Consider the following 18,534-nt stretch of genomic DNA (forward strand, 5'->3'; position numbering starts at 1 on the left):
CGTGCGAAGCGGCGCTCACGACAACGACCCCGATAGACCGCGCCCCGAAGGACCTGAAAGCCCTTTGGGGCGCGGTCCTTTCATGCGGCGAAGATCGCCCTCCCGAGCCCCGTCACCCGGCTACGCGACGACACACACGACGCGCTGACGCCCGGGCGCCCTACCGGTTCTCGATGCTGCCGATGTTCTTGAGCTCGATGGAGATCAGGCCGTTCGGCTCGTTGACGAACTGCACGTACTGGGAGTCCTTGAGCATCTCGGCGGGAAAGCTGATCTCGATGCCCGTGTCGGTGCGGATCTTGTGGTTGCGCACAGGGGCGCGCTCCACCACGGCACGCTCGACCGGCACGCGCTCGGGCAGGCGCTCCTCGCGCACGCGCTCCTCCACGCGCTCCTTGAGCACCGGCTCGTCCTCGAAGATCTCCTCCGCGATATCCCACGGGGCGATCTCCTCGTCGGCCTCGACCACCTCGGCGACGGCGGCCTTCGCCTTGGCGAGCGCCACGGCCGTGTTGGCGCCGTGCTCCTCGGCGACCTCCTCGACGATGCGCGTCACGGTCTCGATGACCTCCTTGCCCGACACGCCCGCCTCGCACTGGAGCAGGCCCTCGGGGATGATCATCGTGTCCTCGCCCATGATCTTGCGCTTCTTGTCCACGTACAACGCCTCCATGGAGCTCGCGCGGACCAGGGCGTAGGAGCTGACCTTTTGCGAGGGGGCGGGCAGGATCGCGTAGCGCTTGGCGATGTCGTTGCGCACCTCGCCGGCCTCGCGCGCGACCTCGTGCATGAAGGCGGTACGGCTCGCCATGAGCAGGACCGCGAACCAGCGCACGTCCTCGTCGTCCTCGAAGTCGGCCACGAGCACGTCGGTGGACTCGAGTTTGTCGGCCTTGGCGAGCTCGGCGCCGAAGAACTCCGCGATTTGCTGGGAGAGGTCCACGAACTCGCGCTCGCCGAAGAAGTACCCCTTGAGCTCGCCGGCAAACGCGCTGTCCTCGGCAAAGCTCGCGCGGCGGTTGTCCACGCTCGTGCGGGCGCGACGCAGGTGAGAGGTCACGAACGAGCGGACCGCGCGCGTATCGAAGTCGAGCTCGCGCTCGCTCATGACGTTGACGGCGGAGTCGAAGTCGAGGATATGCAGGATGGCGTGGTTAATCTTCATGCGGTCGGGCTCCCTTTGACGTCGTTCGAACGCTCGCCATTATACCCGTGGGCGCATGTGCGGCGGACTTGGTGACAAAGTCACAGACAGCGGCCGCGTGGATGCGTATCGCCTGCGTGGGCGACTGCGGCCTGCCCGTGGGCGCGTAAACGCGACCCCACGCGTCCGCGTACTTCCGCAGGCATAGACCCGCCCCTACGTTCACTTCGCCCGCGTGGCGCACCCTCCCCCTTCGCGCCGTCAGCGAACGCCGGGCTCCGTTTTTGTCCCTCGGCATCACAAGGTGCCGAGGGGCTCGTGCCGTAACGGCGAATCAGAAGAACGCCGGCTCCACCTGTACAATGGACCCGTCCCCGTTTACCCATTTGGAGCCGGCATGAACGAAGAAGACCTCGCGCGCCTGGTGCCGTTTTGGCGCGAGCTCACCGACAACCAGCGGGCGATTATCGCCGAGCGGAGCCGCCATGCGCGCTATGCCGCCGGCGAGCACGTGCAGGGAGCCGACCACGGCTGCGCGGGCGTCGTCTTTGTGAAGACAGGGCGCCTGCGTGCGTTCATGCTCTCCGAGCAGGGTCACGAGGTCACGTTGTTCCACGTGGGTCCAGGCGAATGCTGCGTGCTGGCCGCCTCGTGCATCCTGCCCATGATCACATTCGACATCGCCCTCGACGCCGCCGAGGACTCCGACCTGCTCGTCATCGACTCCCAGACGTTCGGCGCGCTCGCCCAGGACAACATCTACGCCGAGGTCTTCACCTACCGCCAGGCGACCGAGCGCTTCAGCGACTGCATGTGGGTCATGCAGCAGGTGCTCTTCATGGGGCTCGACGCCCGCCTCGCCATCTGGCTGCTCGACGAGGCCGCCCGCGGCGGAAGCCCGCGCATCGTCGGCACGCACGACGAGATCGCGCGGCATCTGGGATCGGCGCGCGAGGCCGTGAGCCGTATGCTCAAGTATTTCGCCCGCGAGGGGCTGGTGCGGCTGTCGCGTGGGGCGGTCGAGATAGCGGACGCCCGCCGGCTCCGGCAACTCACGGCGTAGCGGGCAAGACGCGCGCCGCGCGCCGACTACCCCTCGTCCTCCGCACCCGGCGCGCCGGAGCCCAGCAGGGGCCGCGCGCTCTTGATGGTGTCGATCAGGCCGCTCGCCGCGCCGCCCACCTTCTCCACGGTCGCGGTGCGCGCAAACGAGCGGATCACATCCTTGACGAACTGCTGCAGATCCGGATCGAGCCCGTCGATCGCCTCGAGCATGAGCGGGGCGTTCGTCTTGATGTCCGCCATGATGTCCGAGAATCGGCTCGCGCCCGTCACGCCGATCACGTCGAAGAGCGCGTCGACGAACCGGCCGCGCTCGGCGAGGGAGTATTTGTCCATCCACGCGTCGAGCGTCGAATCGAAGAACCGAGAGGATGCGGTAAAGCCGTCGGCCGCAACGAACGTCGCCGACCGGACATCGACCTCCCACAAGAAGGGGTTGTGCTGGAACAGGGAGAACCCCTCGCTCTCCACGATGACAGGAGCGAAGTCGGGCGACTCGGAGAGCACCGCGCCGATCATGGTCGATTTGGGCACGGTCTTCTCCATGATCGGCATGACGCGGCGGTAGGGCTCACCGGCGCAAAACGCACGGTGGAAGCCAGGGCCGTCATGCGAGAACACGCGCCGCACGCGCGAGCGCACCTGCTCAGAGCACATGGCGACCGCATACACGGCCAGGTTGCCGCCCTTTGAGTGTCCGCCCACGTATAAGGGACCGCTCGTCGTGGCAGCGACCTCCTCCAAGTAGGCCGCGGCCTCCTCCTGAGCCGGCACGGGGCTCAGAAACGTCATGTTGAAGTCCTCTTTCCACCCCACCACGGTGGAATCGGTCCCGCGAAACGCCACGTACGACGTCCCGTCGGGCAGGCGGAAGGTCATCGCGGCGAACTGCTCCTCACTCACCTTGTCGGTCTTGAAGCGAAAGTCCGTAAGCCGCGCGCAGCGAAAGCGCGGGCTCGCGCAGACGGCGAACAGCAGGTCGCGGCTGCCCTGGGCGTCCCAGGTCGAGCCGAACATCTCATCGAAGTCCTCGGCGCGTAGCAACTCATGCAGGGCGATGCCGCGCACCGTGCAGGCGCGGTCGTGTGCGGTGGTGAGATGGGTGTAGGCGAGCCAGGAGAACACCAGGCTGTCGATGGAGCATAAGGGCCGCTCGGAAAACGACTCCATCCGCTCGCGCGCGTACGCGAGAAAATTCCCCGTCTCACGTGTATCTCGAGATTCCCGAGCCTTGAGAACCCGCGCGACCTTCTCCTCGACCATGCGCCCACGCCTTTCCTGTGCCGATGTATCGCTCATTGTAATGCGCCGAGGGGCAGCCACCCCGCACCGCGCGCGATGTGTTGAGAATACAGACGACCGTCTTCATGATGCCCGTCCGGGCTGTACGCATGGGAAAACCCCGACCCGGCATGGGAGCTCTCCGCATGCCGGGCCGGGGCCTCACCGGGCGGGCGTGCACAGGCACGCCCGCGCACGTATTCGCGTATGCGCTAGTCGTTCAGACCGGCGTCGTCGATGATGGCCTTGAGGGCGGCGGCGGACTTCTGGAACTCGGCGTTCTCATCATCGGACAGGGCGACGGGAACGCGCGTCACCACGCCGTTGCGGCCGATGACGGTCGGCACGGAGATGCACAGGTCGTTGAGTCCGTACTCTCCCACCATGAGGCTGGATACCGGCAGGACCGTGTCCTCATCGCGCATGATGGCGGTGCAAATGCGGCGCACGCTCATGGCGATGCCGTAATAGGTGGCACGCTTCTTCTCGATGATCTCGTAGGCGCTGTTCTTCACGTCGTCGGCGATACGAGCCTCCGCGGCCTTATGGTCAAAATGGCCGTGCAGCTCACAGTAATCATTCAGCGGCACGCCGGCAACTGTGGCGCTGGACCAAGCGGCGACCTCGGAATCGCCATGCTCACCCACGATGTAGGCGTGGACGTCGCGCGGATCGACGCTCAGGTGCTCCCCCAACATGTACTTGAGGCGGGCGGTGTCGAGCACGGTGCCCGAGCCAATGACCTGGCACTCGGGCAGGCCGCTCATCTTGATGGCGGCGTACGTGAGAACGTCGACCGGGTTGGACACGATGAGCAGGATGCCGTTGAAGCCGCTCTCGCGAATCTGCGGGATGATGCTGCCGAAGATGGCGACGTTCTTGTTGACGAGGTCGAGGCGGGTCTCGCCGGGCTTTTGGGCGGCGCCGGCGGTGACCACGATCACGGCGGCGTCGGACACGTCGGAGTAATCACCGGCGTAGATCTTCATGGGGCTGCCAAAGGACACGCCGTGCGCGATGTCGAGGGCCTCGCCCTCGGCGCGGTTGCGGTCAACGTCGATGAGGACCATCTCGGAGAACAGGCCGCTCTGCATGAGGGCGAAGGCCGAGGAGGAACCGACGAAGCCGCAACCGATGACGGCGACCTTGCGATCGTTCACCATGTGAACACTTCCTTTCTGCCGCCAACCGTGCGCAGGCGGCTTGTACCTATGCCTGATGGCATTTCACGGATTAATTGCCTACGTTCGCCGAATTAATACTTGCGCTCGTTAGCAGACTCGATTATATGACATGGGACCGGTAAACCTACCCGAAAATACCGGCCTTCTCAATTGCCGCGACCGCCTCGGCGAGACCGGCGGGCGGCAGCACGAGCGCCATGCGGACATAGCCCTCGCCGTGCGGCCCAAAACTCGCCCCCGGGGTGACGATGACGCCCGCGCGCTCCATGAGCTCCTCGCAAAACGCCATGGAGTCGGTGCGCCCGCCCGGCAGCTTGACCCACACGAACATCGAGCCGTGCGCATTGGGGCGCTGCCACCCCAGGCGCTCCAGGCCGTCGCACAGGGCGTCGCGGCGCTCCTGATACTTGAGGCGCTGCTCCTCGACCTGATCGAGCGGGCCCTCGAGCGCGGCGATCGCGGCCCTTTGGATGGGCATGAACATGCCAAAGTCGATCTGGCTGCGCAGCTTGGAAAAGGCGGCCACCACATCGGCGCGTCCCACCAAAAAACCGATGCGCGCACCCGTGACGTTGAAGGACTTGGAGAGCGAGAGGAACTCGACGCCCACCTCGAGCGCACCGGGATGCGCCAGGAAGCTGCCGCCGGCGGGGCCGTCGAACACGATGTCCGAATAGGCGTTGTCGTGCACGATGAGCAGGTCGTGCTCACGGGCGAACGCGATGATCTCGTCGTAGAGGGCGTCGTTGCCCACGGAACCCACCGGGTTCGCCGGCAGCGACACGATCATGTACTTGGCGCGATCGGCGACGGCCGGGTCGATGCCGCCCACGTCGGGCAAAAAGCCGTGCTCGGCGTCGAGCGGGTAATAGGCGAGCTCGGCGTCGGCGATCTTGGCGCCGGCCTCGAACACGGGGTAGCACGGGTCGGGCACGAGAATCGTGTCGCCGGGGTTGAGCAGGGCGAGACCCAGGTGCCCCACGCCCTCCTGCGTGCCGTTGCACGACGCCACCATGTTGGGTGTGATGCCCTCCACGCCAAAGCGGCGGGCATAGTAATCGCACACCGCCTGCTTGAGCTCGGGCAGGTCGCGCAAGGAGTACTTCCACATCTGCGGGTCTTGCGCCGCGCTCGTGAGCGCCTCGACCACATGCGGGTACGGGGCGAAGTCGGGGGTGCCCACCGAGAGGTTGTAGATGGTGCGCCCCTGCTCCTCGAGCGCCACGCGCCGGGCGTTGAGGGAGGAGAACACCTCCGCGCCGAAGCGGTCGAGCCTATCTGCGAATTCCATATCGGACCTTTCTCTCAATGCGCGAACGCGTCCATTATGGCACGCCCGGGGCGAGCGGGATGAAACAGGTTCAAGGGCGCGGGGGCGTCCGCAAGACGGGCCCTACCCTTCCGCACCTCCCGGAGCCGCCCATAGGACGACGTTGGAACCCGGGAGGTACTCGAGCTGCAGCGATGCGGCGGACACGTCGCGAAAATGCTCGTAGAACCCCCTATCGACGACGCTGTAGAAGGACTCGCCCTCGCGCGTGGTCCCCGACAGCGAGTAATTGCCCTTGCGGCTGCGGCTCACCTCGAACTCGACGAGCTCGGTGTTGCTCGGATGCCATGCGCCGGACGCATCGATGAGCGGCAAGATGCCGAACGCCCAGAAAATACCAACGCCCAAAAGGAGCGAGGACGGCGCCGCGAGGCAGCGCATGAGGCACCCCTCCCCCAGCCCCGGACGCTTGCCGTCCGCATCCGGCACCGAGCGCTCAAACATCAAGTGCAGGCCGATATACAGGAAGAAGACGCCGACGACAAGACCGAAGGGAGCCCCGCCGACCCGCAAAAGCACCGCGATCCATCCCGTCTCGATACCGGACATCATGCGGATGAAGACCGTAAGCAGGCTCAAGCCGCACACGGCGACGGCGATGCGAGGGGCGATCTTCTTGAACGGACGGGGCGCGAGGCGCTGAACGCGGGTATAGAGGTACGTCGCCGGCTCGATCCGACCATCCGCGTAGACACCGTCCGGTCCCAGCGGCGAGGTCTCCACGTCGCAAGCGTCGTGGAGAGCCTCGAGCACCCTGTCCTCATCATGGCGTTCGTCCATCACAAGCCCCCTCAAATCCCCCTTGTCGCCTCGATCACGCGCTCAGGCTGTCGATCTCCTCGAGCCAAAGGGCCGCGCTCGCGTCGCTCGGCATGCGCCAGTCGCCGCGCGGGCTCACGGAGACCGATCCCACCTTGGGCCCGTCCGGCAGGCAGCTGCGCTTGAACTGCTGGGCGAAGAAGCGCCGGTAGAAGGTGCGCAGCCAATACAGGATCGTGGCCGGCGCGTAGGCGGGAGCGCCCTCGCCTTCGGGCTTTGCGAACGCGCGGCACGCCATGCGGTAGATCTTGCCCGGGGCGAACCCATGGCGCATCATGTGGTAGAGGAAGAAGTCGTGCAGCTCGTAGGGGCCGACGAGCTCCTCGGTGCACTGCGCGATCTGGCCGTCGCCCGTCGGCGGCAAGAGCTCCGGCGAGACGGGGGTGGCGAGCACGTCGCGCAGGGTCGTCGCGGTCTCGCCGCCGAAGACGTCGGCCGCGTAGGCCACGAGATGGCGCACGAGTGTCTTGGGCACACCCGCGTTGACGCCGTACATGCTCATGTGGTCGGCGTTGTACGTGGCCCATCCGAGGGCGAGCTCGGACAGGTCGCCCGTGCCGATGACGAAGCCGCCGACCTCGTTGGAGAGGTCCATGAGGATCTGGGTGCGCTCGCGCGCCTGGGCGTTCTCGTAGGTCACGTCGGTCACGCTCGGGTCGTGCCCGATGTCGGCGAAGTGGCGACTCACCGCCTCGCCGATGGTGATGGTGCGGAAGTCGACGCCCAGGTGCTCGGCCAGGCGTTCGGCGTTGGACTTGGTGCGGCTCGTGGTGCCAAAGCCGGGCATGGACACGGCGTGGATGCCGGAGCGCGGCAGACCCAGCGCGTCGAAGGCGCGCACCGTGACGAGCAGGGCGAGCGTGGAGTCGAGCCCACCGGAAAGGCCGATGACCGCATGCTTGGTGAAGGTGTGCGCAAGACGGGTCTTGAGGCCCGCCGCCTGCAGGTTGAAGATGGTCTCGCAGCGCTCGGCGCGCGCCGTCTCGCCCGCGGGCACGAACGGGGTGCGCGGAGCGACGCGCGAGGCATCGAGGGCGGAGCGCATGATGGGATACACGTTCGCGGGGACCAAGCCCATCTCGGCGACCTGCTCCGGGGTCGGTCTGGTCCCGTCATCGTCGACGGCGAACGTGCAGGACATGAAACCCTCCCCCGTCGACATCGCGGGAGCGAGCATGCCGCCCGCGCCGCCGAAGGAGAAAGCAACCTCGCGATGCATCGCAGGCTCCCCCGCCGGGCGCGCCCACGTGTTGGAGCGGCGGCGCTCGGCGACGAGCATGTCGAGGTCCACGTCGGCCACGGCCATATCGCGCGTGAACAACTCGGTGCGTGCGAGCAGGGATCCGTTCTCCGCGATGAGGTTCTCGCCGGCGAAGACGAGGTCCGTGGTGGACTCGCCCTCCCCCGCATTGGCGTACGCGTAGGCGCAGTACAGGCGCGCAGACTGGCCGCGCACGAGGTCCCGGCGGTAGGCGGACTTGCCGATCACCTCGTCGGAGGCGCTGAGGTTCAAGATCGCGGTCGCCCCGCCCTCGAGCGCCATCGCCGTGGAGGGCGGGTTGGGGACCCACAGGTCCTCGCAGATCTCGACGCCGATGACCACGTCCGAGCAGCCCTCGTCGATGCAGCGGTACACGAGGCCCGCGCCGAAGGGAACCGATCGATGGGCGATCGGACGCGTCGTGTAGCACGGGCCAGAAGGCGCCGGGGAAAACCAGCGGCCCTCGTAGAACTCGCGGTAGTTGGGCAGGTGGCTCTTGACGCTCATACCGAGTAGCTGGCCCGCGCAGCAACAGGCGGCGCAGTTGTAGACGCCCGCGTCGTTCGAGTACGGCATGCCCACGGTGAAGAACACGGGCACGGTGCTGGTCTTATCGAGCAGCCAGGCGAGCGCGTTCTCGCACGCGCGCAGGAGGGCGCGGTCGTGGAAGAGGTCGGCGCAGGTGTACCCGGTGAGGCAGAGTTCGGGAAGCACGAGGACGCGCACCCCCTCGTCCGCCGCGCGGCGCACGCACGCGAGGATCGCCTCGGCATTGCCCTTCACGTCGCCCACGCGAATCTGGGGCGTCGCGGCGGCGATGCGGAGGAACCCGTCGCCGGCACCCGCGTCCACCGTGCCATCGCCTGCAAGCTTCAACTCGTCCATACGAACCTCCCGACCTGTCCTTCAGTTCATACGCGTCTCATTGTACCTGCCCGCAGGGACGAAGGGGTCTCGCGCGCGGCTTGGGACCTTTGGCCCTCGAGACCTAGTCCACGCGCTCCGGCGCGGCCAGCAACGGCCCGGCGACCTTGGTATACACGGCCAGCCAGATCAGCGAGGCGCAAAACCCGGCGATGACGTCGGACGCGTAGTGGACGCCCAGGTACACGCGGGAGAACCCCACGACGACGATCGCGATGCACAGCAGGGCGCAGAGCCCCGTGCGCAGGCGCGGGTCGCGAACGCGGTGCCACACGAGCCAGACGAGCAGCCCGAAGAACGCCATGGCCGCCATGGAGTGCCCCGAGGGAAAGCTGAACCCGCCGATGTCGACCAGGCGCAGGGAAACGTCGGGGCGCGGGCGCTGGATGATGAACTTGAGGACCTGGTTGAGGACGGTCGAGCCCACCAGGTTGACCGCGCACAGCGCCCCCACGCCGCGAACACCGCGGGCGCGGGCGCCGAGCGAAATCGCGAAGAGGCAGGCGATGAGCGGGATGGGCGTGACCATGAACGAGATGACTTCCATGATGGGCGTCAGCCATGCGGCACGCACGTGCCCCACCATGAGCGCGATGGCCGCCCGGTCGAGCGTCAAGATCTCACCGGCGAGGACGCGGTTGAGCAGGACGAGGAAGACCAAAAGACACACGGCGCACACCACGAGCCGCCGGTTCTCGACGACCAGCTCGCGCAGGCGCCCAAACAGTGAGGTGCGCGACCGCTCCGCCGTGTCCTCGACCCGCTCTTCCACGTGCCGTTCCCGCATATCCCCCGCCATATGACCTCCGTCGGGCGCATGCCCATCGAACATGTTGTGCCGTTTCCATGGGGCGCATTGTACCCGCATACCGCCCCGAGCAGCGGGCCTTCGCCAAACGCACAGCTCCCTGCGGCATTTGACTTCTGTCCGCACGCACTCGTAGTATCGAACATGGGTTCTAGAAACGTATGTTCGATAGGAGGATGACATGGAGACCTGCACAGGCGGCGCGGGTTTCAGCCAAGCGAACGGGGCGCGCGAAACGGGGCGCGGCGTCCGTCTCCAAGGCGAGCGGGAGCACGGACGTGAGCGCGTCTACATCTGCATCGACCTCAAGACGTTCTACGCCTCCGTCGAGTGCGTGGAGCGCGGGCTCGACCCGTTCACGCAAAACCTGGTGGTTGCGGACACCGCGCGCGGCACCTCGACCATCTGCCTGGCCATCACGCCCGCCATGAAGAAGCTCGGCGTGCGCAACCGCTGCCGCATCTTCGAGATCCCGCAGAACATCGACTACATCGCCGCCAAGCCCCGCATGCGCCACTACATGGAGATGTCGGCGCGCATATACGGCATCTACCTCGAATACGTGAGCCCGCAGGACATCCACGTGTACTCGATCGACGAGTGTTTCATCGACGCGACCCCCTACCTGCCGCTCTACGGCCTCAGCGCGCGACAGTTCGCCGACGAGCTGCGCGGCGCCGTATTCGCCCGCACGGGCATCACGGCGACCGCCGGTATCGGCCCCAACCTCTTTTTGGCGAAGGTCGCGCTCGACATCACCGCCAAGCACGCGCCCGACGGCATCGGCGTGCTGGACCAAGAGCGCTTTCGGCAAGACGTGTGGAGGCACCGCCCCATCACGGACATCTGGGGGATCGGCCCGGGCATCGCCAGCCGCCTCGCCAAATACCGCGTCCACGACCTCATGGGCGTTGCGGCCCTGGACGAGCGCATCCTCTACCGCGAGTTCGGCGTGAACGCCGAGTACCTCATCGACCACGCGCATGGCCGGGAGCCCTGCACCATCGCCGAGATCCAGGCGTACCGCCCCCAGGCGAGCTCGATGGTGAACGGCCAGGTGCTCTCCCGCAACTACAGCTACGACGAGGCCCTCACCGTCCTGCGCGAGATGGTGGACGCCTCCGTGCTCGATCTGGTCGACCAGGGCGTGGTAGCCAGCTCGATATCGCTCTACGTGGGGTACGCGAGCGAGGCGCGCGAGGTGCGCCGCCTGGATGTGAGCGGCAGCGCCTCCTACCGCGATGGCTGCGGAAGACGGCGCAGCAGCACGGCGGAGGACATCCCGCGCAGCACCTCCCGCCCGGGACAGGGAGGGACGGGGCGACGCCCGCAGGCGGGCCCGGGCGCCACGCGCGACCTCATGGCCGAGGCCGCCCGGGGCGACGAGACGTTCACCGGCGAACACGGCACACGGCGCGTGGGCGCCAAGAGCGGCTACGCGCACGCCGGCAAGCAGCACAAGCTGGGAGAACGCACCAATTCGCGCAGGAGGCTCATGGCCTACTTCGAGCAGCTGTACGCGGAGTCGGTCGATCCCCGGCGCCCCGTCAAGCGCATCAGCATCGGCTTTGGCGACCTGCTGCCCGAGGAGCTCGCGACCGTCGACCTGTTCACCGACGTCGAGGCCGAGGCGCGCGAGCGCGACCTGCAAAAGGCGATCATCGGCGTCAAGGGGCGCTACGGCAAAAACGCGCTCGTGATGGGCAGGAGCCTGCGCCCCGAGGCCACGGGGCGGGAGCGCAACGAGCAGGTGGGAGGACACCATGCATGACGAGAGGCGGCGACGCGGCGGTGTGGGGCAGCCCACCTGGGCTCCCCTCGACGCAGGCGCCGCGCGGGGACAAGACCACGGCACCGCGGCGAGCCGGCAGGGCGGGGCGGCGCCCGCGGCGGGATTCACCGCGAACGGGCGGCCGCGCGCCAGTCGCGCCGCCCAGTTCATGCCCTTCGCGGCCCTCACGGGTTATTACGAGCTGGCGCGGCGGCAAGAGCGCATCACCGAAGAGCGCCACGAGCTCACCGAGGACGAGGCGATCGCGCTCTCGCGCACCATCACGCAGATCAAGAAGGGCGACCTGGTCCGCGTGACCTATTACGACTGGGATGCCTACCGGACCGTGTCCGGCATGGTCGCGCGCATCGACACGACGTTTCGCCGGCTGCAGGTGGTGCAGACCGTCATACCCTTCGACGATATCCGCAACATCGAGCGCGATGCGCATGGAACGGGCCATAATGGACATACGGGACACGCCATATGACGGGAGGAATCATGGATAACGTGCAACGCGCGGCGCACCGCGCAACGGCGAGCGCCATCATACGAAAGCTGTCTTTGCGCAACATGACCGGGCACTACTGCGACACGGCGCACGAGGCCGTCGCGCTCGCGCAGAGCCTGGTGGCGCCCGGCCAGAGCGTCACATGGGGCGGCAGCGTCTCGTTCACCCAAAGCGGCATCAAGGCGGCCCTCGAGGCCGACGGGCACACCATGATCGACCGCGCCCTCGCCACGACGCCCGAGGAGCAGGAGGAGATGTGGCGGCGCCAGGTGAGCGCCGACTGGTTCTTCATGGGCGCCAACGCCATCACCCTCGACGGCGAGCTCGTGAACATCGACGGCAACGCCAATCGCCTCGCCCTGCTGCTCCACGGCCCCAAGCACGTGTGCGTCATCGCGGGCATGAACAAGGTCGTCGCCGACGTCGAGAGCGGCCTCAAGCGCATCCGCACCGTGACCTGCCCGCTCAACGCGGCGCGCCTGCACACGGCCACGCCCTGCGAGCTCACGGGCGTCTGCGCAGACTGCCACGCCAAGGGCTGCATGTGCTGCCAGGAAGTCATCACGCGGCACTCGCGCCACGCCGACCGCATACACGTCGTGCTCGTGGGCGAGAGCCTGGGCTACTAACGCGAAAGGACACCCGTGAACAACTTCACCTTCTGCTCCCCCACCAAATTCGTGTTCGGGCGCGGGGTCACCGACCATGTGGGCGAGGAGCTCGCCGCAGCGGGCCACACCCGGGCCCTCATCGTCTACGGACAGGGTTCCGTCGTGCGCACCGGGACGCTTGCGCGCGTCATAGCGTCCCTCGATGCGGCGGGAGTCTCGCATGTCGAGCTCGGCGGCGTGCGCCCCAACCCCGAGATCGGGCTCGTGCGCGAGGGCGTCGCCCTGGCGCGCGCCGAGCAGGTGGATGTCATCTTGCCGGTCGGCGGCGGTTCGGCCATGGATTGCGCCAAGGCCATCGCGATCGGGGCCTGCTACGACGGCGACCCGTGGGATTTCTGGGCAAAGAAGGCGACCGTCTCGCGCTGCCTGCCGGTCGCGGCCGTGGTGACCATCCCCGCATCGGGATCGGAGGCGTCCAACTCCTGCGTGATCAGCAACGACGAGGTGGGGCTCAAATGCGGCTGCAACAGCGAGCTCATCCGCCCCGCCCTCGCATTCCTCGACCCCGAGCTCACGTTCACCCTGCCGCCCTACCAGACGGCGGCCGGCGTCACCGACATGATCGCCCACATCATGGAGCGCTTCTTCTCCGGCGAGACCGCGGTTCACGCCACGGACAACCTCGCCTGCGGCCTCATCCGGGCCGCCATCGACGCCGCCGAGGTCGTGATGGCGGACCCCAAGAACTACGACGCGCGCGCCGAGCTCATGTGGATTGGAACCCTGGCCCACAACGGCATCGCGGGCTGCGGCCTGGGCATTCCCGGAAAGCGCGACGGCGACTGGACCTGCCACGGCCTCGAGCACGAGCTCTCCGCCCTCGATCCCGCCATCACGCACGGGGCGGGCCTTGCCGTGATCTTCCCCGCATGGATGCGCCATGTGTGGACGTCCCATCCCGAGCGGTTCCTGACCTTTGGCGCGGAGGTCTTCGGCATCGAGCCGGTCGACCCGGACGTGGACGACCTGTCCGACATCGATGAGGAAGTCACGCCCGAGCGCGCCGTCCACGACGCCGTCGAGGCCACCATCGACGCGCTGCAGGAGTTCTTCATATCCATCGGCATGCCCGAGACGCTCGGCGAGCTCGGCGTCACCGAGAAGGATATCGACCAGCTCCTCGCGGGCCTCAAGGTCAACCGAGGCGAGTCGTTCGGTACGTTCGCAGCCCTCACGCTCGAGGACGCGCGAACGATCTACGAAAGCGCGCTGTAGCTACACACCGCTGGCGTTTAAAGGGATGCGCACCGACCACACGCCGTCGTCTCCCACGGGGAGACGCGCCAGCCACGCGCCGCAGCGGACCGCCAGCCACACGCCGCAACCCCGCCCAAAGAGAAACGCCGGCCAGACGCCGCAGCCGCTCACAGGGGGATGCACCAACCACGCCTCGCGGCCGCCCGCAAAGGGCGACCTGAGAAAGCGCTGCCACGCCCACTCGATGCAGCTGTCCGCAGTGCAATGCACGGAAGCGCTCAACTGCTTGCAAGATGAAGACCGACGTAAGCCTTGGGACAAAGAAGACCCGTGCCAGAGAAAAGCCCCACGCGCGCAAGACACCGCAAGCGCACGTGGGGCGATTCGGCAAAGACCAACTCTCAAGGTCTTTCGTAGGACCGTTCGTCGCCGCCGTTATGCCGCGTCCGACATCTCGGAACGCGACGCCTCGGCACCGGACACCTCCGAACCCTCAGCGCCGCTCTCGTCCGCACCGGCAGAGGGCTTCGCACGCTTGCCGCCCAAACTGGTCACCGTGCGAAGTCCGGACGCATCCGCGGCCCCATCCTCGTCGTTCTTCCCGTCGCTCGGCTTGGCGTAGCCCAATGTCACCTGATCGCCCACGCCGTAGCGCACGATGTCCACCAGTCCGGGCAGCTCAACGTCATAAATCGCACTGTCACCCTCAAGCGTGAGGTAGAAGTGCGAGTTCCCGTCGATGACGGCCTGCGCCATGGACTCGATCGTGCCCGACACCTCGACCTCGGCGCCCGACTGGGCGACCTCCTCCTTCGAGAGCGCGCCCGAGGAGGCGAGCATCTGCAGATAGCTCTCCTGCGTGGCCGCCACCGTGGAGCCGGTCGCCACGCTCTGGTAGTGCTCGACGTTGATCATGGCGTACATCTTGACGAGCCCCGCGCTGTCCTTGAGGGCCATGAAGTAGGTGGGCTGCCCAGCAACGTTCAGCAGCAACGGATACGTGGCCTGATACCGCAGGTTCTGCACCTGGCCCTCGGCGGAGGCCATCGCGGAATCCTCGGTGGCACCCGCCACCGGATAGTAATGGGACTCGCCCGTGCGCTGGTTCACCAAGATGAAGCCCACGTTGGAGCTGTCCGCGGTCACGGAGCTCACGCCGGTGTAGAGGTAGATGTCATCGCCTTGCGCCAGGTAGTTGTAGCCCAGCTCGCCATCGGTGCCCTGCGTGGTGCGCACCACGCCCTGCTGGCCGAGCCAGGAGTTGAGCCAGCCGTTCTTGTATGCGCCGCTCCAGTTGTACTGCTCGATAATCAAATCGCTCGGATACGCACGGTCCACCCACGTGGGGCAATCCTTGATGGCGTAGTCGGCCGTCTCGCCCGTGCAGGCGTTCACGAGCACCACGCGCTGGATGGTCGTTCCCTCGAACAGCCCGATGGTGCGGCGCTGCACGGGGAACACCCACCAGGGCGTGCCGTCCTCGTCAAGCTCGAAGCTCTTCTGGTCGAACATGTAGGTGGGGTACTTGAGCTGCACGTAGCGGTCGACGTTGCGCGCGAGCGGCTCGCTCTCGGAGTAGCGGATGGGATCCTTGAGGCGCACGACCTCGGCCTCCTGCGTGACCATATCGACCAGCACGTAGGCGGGGATGCCCTCGGAGCGGTTTCTCAGCCACTTGAACAGATCGGCGTACGTGAGCGGGCTCACGCGCACGGGGCGGCCCTGGTAGTTGATCTGGCTGTAGGCATCGGAGATCTCGAACTGGCTCACGAACTCCGGAATGGATCCCATGGCGCGCGAACCAAGCAGCTGGGCGGACGCGCGGTCGATCACGGGCACGTCCTCGTAGTCGACCTCCTGGATGTCCTCGGCAAAATCGCCCTCGGTGGTATCGAGGACCGTGGCGTAGCGCTCGGCATTGCCGGGCATGAACGGCTCGCCCATGAGCACGCCGATAAAGAACGCCAGAATCACGCCGAGGGGCAGCAGGGTCAGACGGTTCAGGAGCGTGGCATGGCGCACGGAGCGCAGGGACGCGACCTTGAGCCACACCACCGCAACGATGGCGATGAGGATGATCCAGCTCCACACACGGGGGCTGTGCACATTGAGCGCCGGATGGAACCACCAGTAGCTCACCGCGGCGGCAGCGGCAATCGCCACGAGCAGGATGACGAAGGCGCGACGGCTCCATTGCGCCATGCGCTCCATGAACGGGGCAACGGGGATATCCGGGCGAACGCGCGCCGAGCGGCCCGCCCCTTTGGCCTTTGCGCGGGCGGCCTTCTTGCGCTCGCGAGCGGAATTCTTGCGTTCGCCAGCAGATTTCCCGCGGTCACGGGCGGACGCGCCAAACTTCGCCGAGGCGCCAGTCCGCGCCGAGGCGCCATTGCCCTCGGAGTCGCCAGCCCCTCGCGATGAACGCGGGCCTTCCTGCGAATTCGAGCCGGCGGAGGAGCTGTCGGATGAAGCCCCGGATGAAGCGCCAGCTGGGATGTCCTCCACCTCGACCTCCACATCAATGGGCTCCTCACCTCCCGGTACCTCGACACCGGCGCGGCGCAGCATCTCCAAAATCTCGTCATGGTTCATGCGAACGATCATCCCTCCATATACAGACAGTATGGAGGGATGATACCCAGTTCGATCAGGCCCCAACGCGGATCATTTAAACCAGCCCACACGCGGCCGCTCTGCACCCGGCACTAGCACGTGCCCGCTCCGCACCCGGCACTAGCACGTGCCCGGCAGCGTTACACACACGGTGTCAACGCACCCGGCAGCGTTGCGCACACGGCATCCGCGCGCACGGCGTCAACGCACGCGGCAGCGTTGCGCACGCGGGGTCAATGCGCACACGGCCTCAACACACACGCTACCGGTATGCACGGCGTAAATGCACGCGGTGCCAACGCGCACACGGTTCCAGCGCGCACACGGTGTCAACGCACACGGCACCGGCATGCATGATGCCAACGCACAAACAGGCCTCACCCGCACGCAATTCTCTCGCGCAAGGACCCTCACGCACGAGCCCTGTCTGCGCACAAGAGGCCTCCACTCCCCACCCGTGGTCATTATCCAAAGGTTGGAGAATGTAGGATATGAACGATTGTTTTTTCTGGACTCAAATCCTCTTATCATCTCCGCAGGTAAACGGCATGACAAAAACGGAGGATATGAATGATTCGTTCATATCCTCCGCCAGCGCCAATGAAATCGTTCACAACCTCCGGTCGTTCATATCCTCCTGCCGTTCATACCCTCCAACCGTTCATATCCTCCCAATAGGTCAAATCAGGACCCACGTCGTTCTGCCCGCGTCGAGCGACCGCATCGCCATGATCCTCCCAACAGGTCAAATCAGGACCCACGTCGTTAGGGCTCCTTAGGTGCGCTGTCAGGGCCCCTTATGTGCACCGTCAAACCTCCTTAAGCGCGCTGTTAGGGCCCCTTAAGCGCGCTGCCAAATCTCCTTAGATGCGCCGCTGGCTTTCCCCGGATGCGTCGCTAGGCCTCCTTGGACACCGTGAAGAACAGCCAGCCGACCATGATGGCGATGCCGCCCCAAATGAGAATCTGGCTCCACGCAGTCATGACAAGGAACAAGCTGGCAAACGCCGCGACGAGCGTGACGGCACCCACCACCAAGACAAACCGCAAACGTACATCAAGCTCTCCGGCAACCGCCTCCGCGCGAGCATTGTAGGAGGCGACATCGATGCGGCGCGCCATGAGGTGCCCGTACATAGCCACGAGCGTAGCAGCGGCAAGACACACCACCAAAGAGCTCAGGCCGCCCGACACGTGCTGCAGCGCGGTGCTCTGAATGGCGGCGATAGCCGCCCCAAGCGCCGCGAGCGCCCAGGCCGCACCGCGAGAGAACGCGCTCAAGCGACGCGCCCGCACATGATCGTCATCGGTGTAGAAGTTGCTCACAAATGGATGGGCACGGGCGAATGCGACGTGCCTGATATGCGCGACCGCCAAACACCCCAACGCACCGGCCGCCCCCGTGAGCAGGAAGTAGAACGGGTACGGGTTGAGCACGGCGCCCATGTTGCCGCCGGGCGAAAGAAGCTGGACGCCTCCCCTGAGCAACATCGCCACGCCCGCAATGCCGAATATCGCAAACGCCGCGCCTCCCGCAATGAAGAGCGCCCGGCCCCGCATGTGCGGGTCGTACCCGGTCACATCGGTCACCGGCGTATCGGGAGGGATCGCCAACGCCTGATCGACCGGCCGGGCGGTCACGTCGCCGCGAATCAGATCATCAAGATCGACCTCAAAGATCTCGCACAGGCGCACGAGCCTATCCATGTCGGGCGTGGAGGCGCCCGACTCCCATTTGCTCACCGCCTGCCGGGTCACTCCCAGCAGCATCGCCAGCTGCTCTTGCGTCATATTGCGCGCATCGCGCAAGTACAAAAGGTTGTCGCGAAAACTCATCGTGTCACGCTCCTTGTCCATCATCCCATGGTATCCGCTGGCGAGGCGTCCGGACCCCCTCGTCAACCCCAGCTTCCGCAAGTGAGGACCGTTGCGCAAGGCATAATCGGTTGCGACTTCGC

The 18,534-nt window shown here is 66.4% G+C and carries 15 protein-coding genes; 5 read left to right on the top strand and 10 right to left on the bottom strand.

Features of this window, described 5'->3' with window-relative positions:
• Nucleotides 1-160: 160 nt before the first annotated feature.
• Nucleotides 161-1,165 carry a nucleoid-associated protein gene (locus LK434_RS03975; protein WP_006721084.1) on the bottom strand — a complete coding sequence of 335 codons (1,005 nt, stop codon included), beginning with the start codon at nucleotides 1,163-1,165 and terminating at the stop codon, nucleotides 161-163.
• A gap of 376 nt (nucleotides 1,166-1,541) precedes the next feature.
• Here LK434_RS03975 and LK434_RS03980 point away from each other — a divergent pair, with 376 nt between their 5' ends.
• On the top strand, nucleotides 1,542-2,207 hold the full coding sequence (locus LK434_RS03980; protein ID WP_006721083.1) for a Crp/Fnr family transcriptional regulator: 666 nt from the start codon (nucleotides 1,542-1,544) through the stop codon (nucleotides 2,205-2,207).
• A gap of 26 nt (nucleotides 2,208-2,233) precedes the next feature.
• On the opposite strand, the gene LK434_RS03985 is transcribed toward LK434_RS03980, so the two are convergent.
• The 6 genes from LK434_RS03985 to LK434_RS04010 all read right to left on the bottom strand — a co-directional run bounded on the left by LK434_RS03985 (nucleotide 2,234) and on the right by LK434_RS04010 (nucleotide 9,804).
• Nucleotides 2,234-3,469: an Mbeg1-like protein gene (locus LK434_RS03985; RefSeq protein WP_006721082.1), complete on the bottom strand. Its 1,236-nt coding sequence runs from the start codon at nucleotides 3,467-3,469 to the stop codon at nucleotides 2,234-2,236.
• 230 nt (nucleotides 3,470-3,699) lie between these two features.
• Nucleotides 3,700-4,650, bottom strand: coding sequence for an L-lactate dehydrogenase (locus tag LK434_RS03990; RefSeq protein WP_006721081.1), 951 nt, complete (start codon nucleotides 4,648-4,650; stop codon nucleotides 3,700-3,702).
• A gap of 145 nt (nucleotides 4,651-4,795) precedes the next feature.
• On the bottom strand, nucleotides 4,796-5,962 hold the full coding sequence (locus tag LK434_RS03995) for a pyridoxal phosphate-dependent aminotransferase (protein ID WP_006721080.1): 1,167 nt from the start codon (nucleotides 5,960-5,962) through the stop codon (nucleotides 4,796-4,798).
• 102 nt (nucleotides 5,963-6,064) lie between these two features.
• Nucleotides 6,065-6,781 (bottom strand): hypothetical protein, encoded by a 717-nt coding sequence (locus LK434_RS04000; RefSeq protein ID WP_006721079.1) that lies wholly within the window; start codon nucleotides 6,779-6,781, stop codon nucleotides 6,065-6,067.
• Nucleotides 6,782-6,815: 34 nt separating this feature from the next.
• Nucleotides 6,816-8,966: an NAD(+) synthase gene (locus tag LK434_RS04005; protein WP_006721078.1), complete on the bottom strand. Its 2,151-nt coding sequence runs from the start codon at nucleotides 8,964-8,966 to the stop codon at nucleotides 6,816-6,818.
• A 103-nt stretch (nucleotides 8,967-9,069) separates the two neighbouring features.
• Nucleotides 9,070-9,804 carry a phosphatase PAP2 family protein gene (locus tag LK434_RS04010; protein WP_227917844.1) on the bottom strand — a complete coding sequence of 245 codons (735 nt, stop codon included), beginning with the start codon at nucleotides 9,802-9,804 and terminating at the stop codon, nucleotides 9,070-9,072.
• Between the two features lie 190 nt (nucleotides 9,805-9,994).
• Between LK434_RS04010 and LK434_RS04015 the strand changes: the two genes are divergently transcribed.
• From LK434_RS04015 to LK434_RS04030, 4 genes are read left to right on the top strand one after another with little or no spacing between them, the layout of a single operon-like run.
• Nucleotides 9,995-11,584 (top strand): Y-family DNA polymerase, encoded by a 1,590-nt coding sequence (locus tag LK434_RS04015; RefSeq protein ID WP_227917845.1) that lies wholly within the window; start codon nucleotides 9,995-9,997, stop codon nucleotides 11,582-11,584.
• On the top strand, nucleotides 11,577-12,074 hold the full coding sequence (locus tag LK434_RS04020; RefSeq protein WP_227917846.1) for a YolD-like family protein: 498 nt from the start codon (nucleotides 11,577-11,579) through the stop codon (nucleotides 12,072-12,074). The genes LK434_RS04015 and LK434_RS04020 overlap by 8 nt, the downstream gene beginning before the upstream one ends.
• 11 nt (nucleotides 12,075-12,085) lie before the next feature.
• Nucleotides 12,086-12,724 carry a lactate utilization protein gene (locus LK434_RS04025; RefSeq protein WP_148334565.1) on the top strand — a complete coding sequence of 213 codons (639 nt, stop codon included), beginning with the start codon at nucleotides 12,086-12,088 and terminating at the stop codon, nucleotides 12,722-12,724.
• A 15-nt stretch (nucleotides 12,725-12,739) separates the two neighbouring features.
• A complete protein-coding gene (locus LK434_RS04030; RefSeq protein WP_006721072.1) occupies nucleotides 12,740-13,981 on the top strand; it encodes an iron-containing alcohol dehydrogenase in 1,242 nt (413 codons plus the stop codon).
• Here the strand turns inward: LK434_RS04030 and LK434_RS04035 are convergent, their stop codons facing one another.
• The 3 genes from LK434_RS04035 to LK434_RS04045 form a co-directional block, all read right to left on the bottom strand.
• Entirely contained in the window at nucleotides 13,982-14,233 is a 252-nt protein-coding gene (locus LK434_RS04035) for a hypothetical protein (RefSeq protein WP_227917847.1), read from the bottom strand.
• 165 nt (nucleotides 14,234-14,398) lie between these two features.
• Nucleotides 14,399-16,555, bottom strand: coding sequence for a Tat pathway signal sequence (locus LK434_RS04040; protein WP_227917848.1), 2,157 nt, complete (start codon nucleotides 16,553-16,555; stop codon nucleotides 14,399-14,401).
• A 918-nt stretch (nucleotides 16,556-17,473) separates the two neighbouring features.
• On the bottom strand, nucleotides 17,474-18,412 hold the full coding sequence (locus tag LK434_RS04045) for a helix-turn-helix domain-containing protein (protein WP_040361416.1): 939 nt from the start codon (nucleotides 18,410-18,412) through the stop codon (nucleotides 17,474-17,476).
• Nucleotides 18,413-18,534: the final 122 nt, after the last annotated feature.

This window comes from Collinsella stercoris DSM 13279 (assembly GCF_020735465.1).
Lineage (GTDB): Bacteria > Actinomycetota > Coriobacteriia > Coriobacteriales > Coriobacteriaceae > Collinsella > Collinsella stercoris.

Bases quoted from the DNA above. Each gene is read 5' to 3' on its own strand.
- LK434_RS04025 (WP_148334565.1), top strand. From the start codon at position 12,086: ATGGATAACGTGCAACGCGCGGCGCACCGCGCAACGGCGAGCGCCATC.
- LK434_RS03985 (WP_006721082.1), bottom strand. From the start codon at position 3,469: ATGGTCGAGGAGAAGGTCGCGCGGGTTCTCAAGGCTCGGGAATCTCGA.
- LK434_RS03990 (WP_006721081.1), bottom strand. From the start codon at position 4,650: ATGGTGAACGATCGCAAGGTCGCCGTCATCGGTTGCGGCTTCGTCGGT.
- LK434_RS04015 (WP_227917845.1), top strand. From the start codon at position 9,995: ATGGAGACCTGCACAGGCGGCGCGGGTTTCAGCCAAGCGAACGGGGCG.
- LK434_RS03975 (WP_006721084.1), bottom strand. From the start codon at position 1,165: ATGAAGATTAACCACGCCATCCTGCATATCCTCGACTTCGACTCCGCC.
- LK434_RS04005 (WP_006721078.1), bottom strand. From the start codon at position 8,966: ATGGACGAGTTGAAGCTTGCAGGCGATGGCACGGTGGACGCGGGTGCC.
- LK434_RS04040 (WP_227917848.1), bottom strand. From the start codon at position 16,555: ATGAACCATGACGAGATTTTGGAGATGCTGCGCCGCGCCGGTGTCGAG.
- LK434_RS03980 (WP_006721083.1), top strand. From the start codon at position 1,542: ATGAACGAAGAAGACCTCGCGCGCCTGGTGCCGTTTTGGCGCGAGCTC.
- LK434_RS04045 (WP_040361416.1), bottom strand. From the start codon at position 18,412: ATGAGTTTTCGCGACAACCTTTTGTACTTGCGCGATGCGCGCAATATG.
- LK434_RS04010 (WP_227917844.1), bottom strand. From the start codon at position 9,804: ATGGCGGGGGATATGCGGGAACGGCACGTGGAAGAGCGGGTCGAGGAC.
- LK434_RS03995 (WP_006721080.1), bottom strand. From the start codon at position 5,962: ATGGAATTCGCAGATAGGCTCGACCGCTTCGGCGCGGAGGTGTTCTCC.
- LK434_RS04020 (WP_227917846.1), top strand. From the start codon at position 11,577: ATGCATGACGAGAGGCGGCGACGCGGCGGTGTGGGGCAGCCCACCTGG.
- LK434_RS04000 (WP_006721079.1), bottom strand. From the start codon at position 6,781: ATGGACGAACGCCATGATGAGGACAGGGTGCTCGAGGCTCTCCACGAC.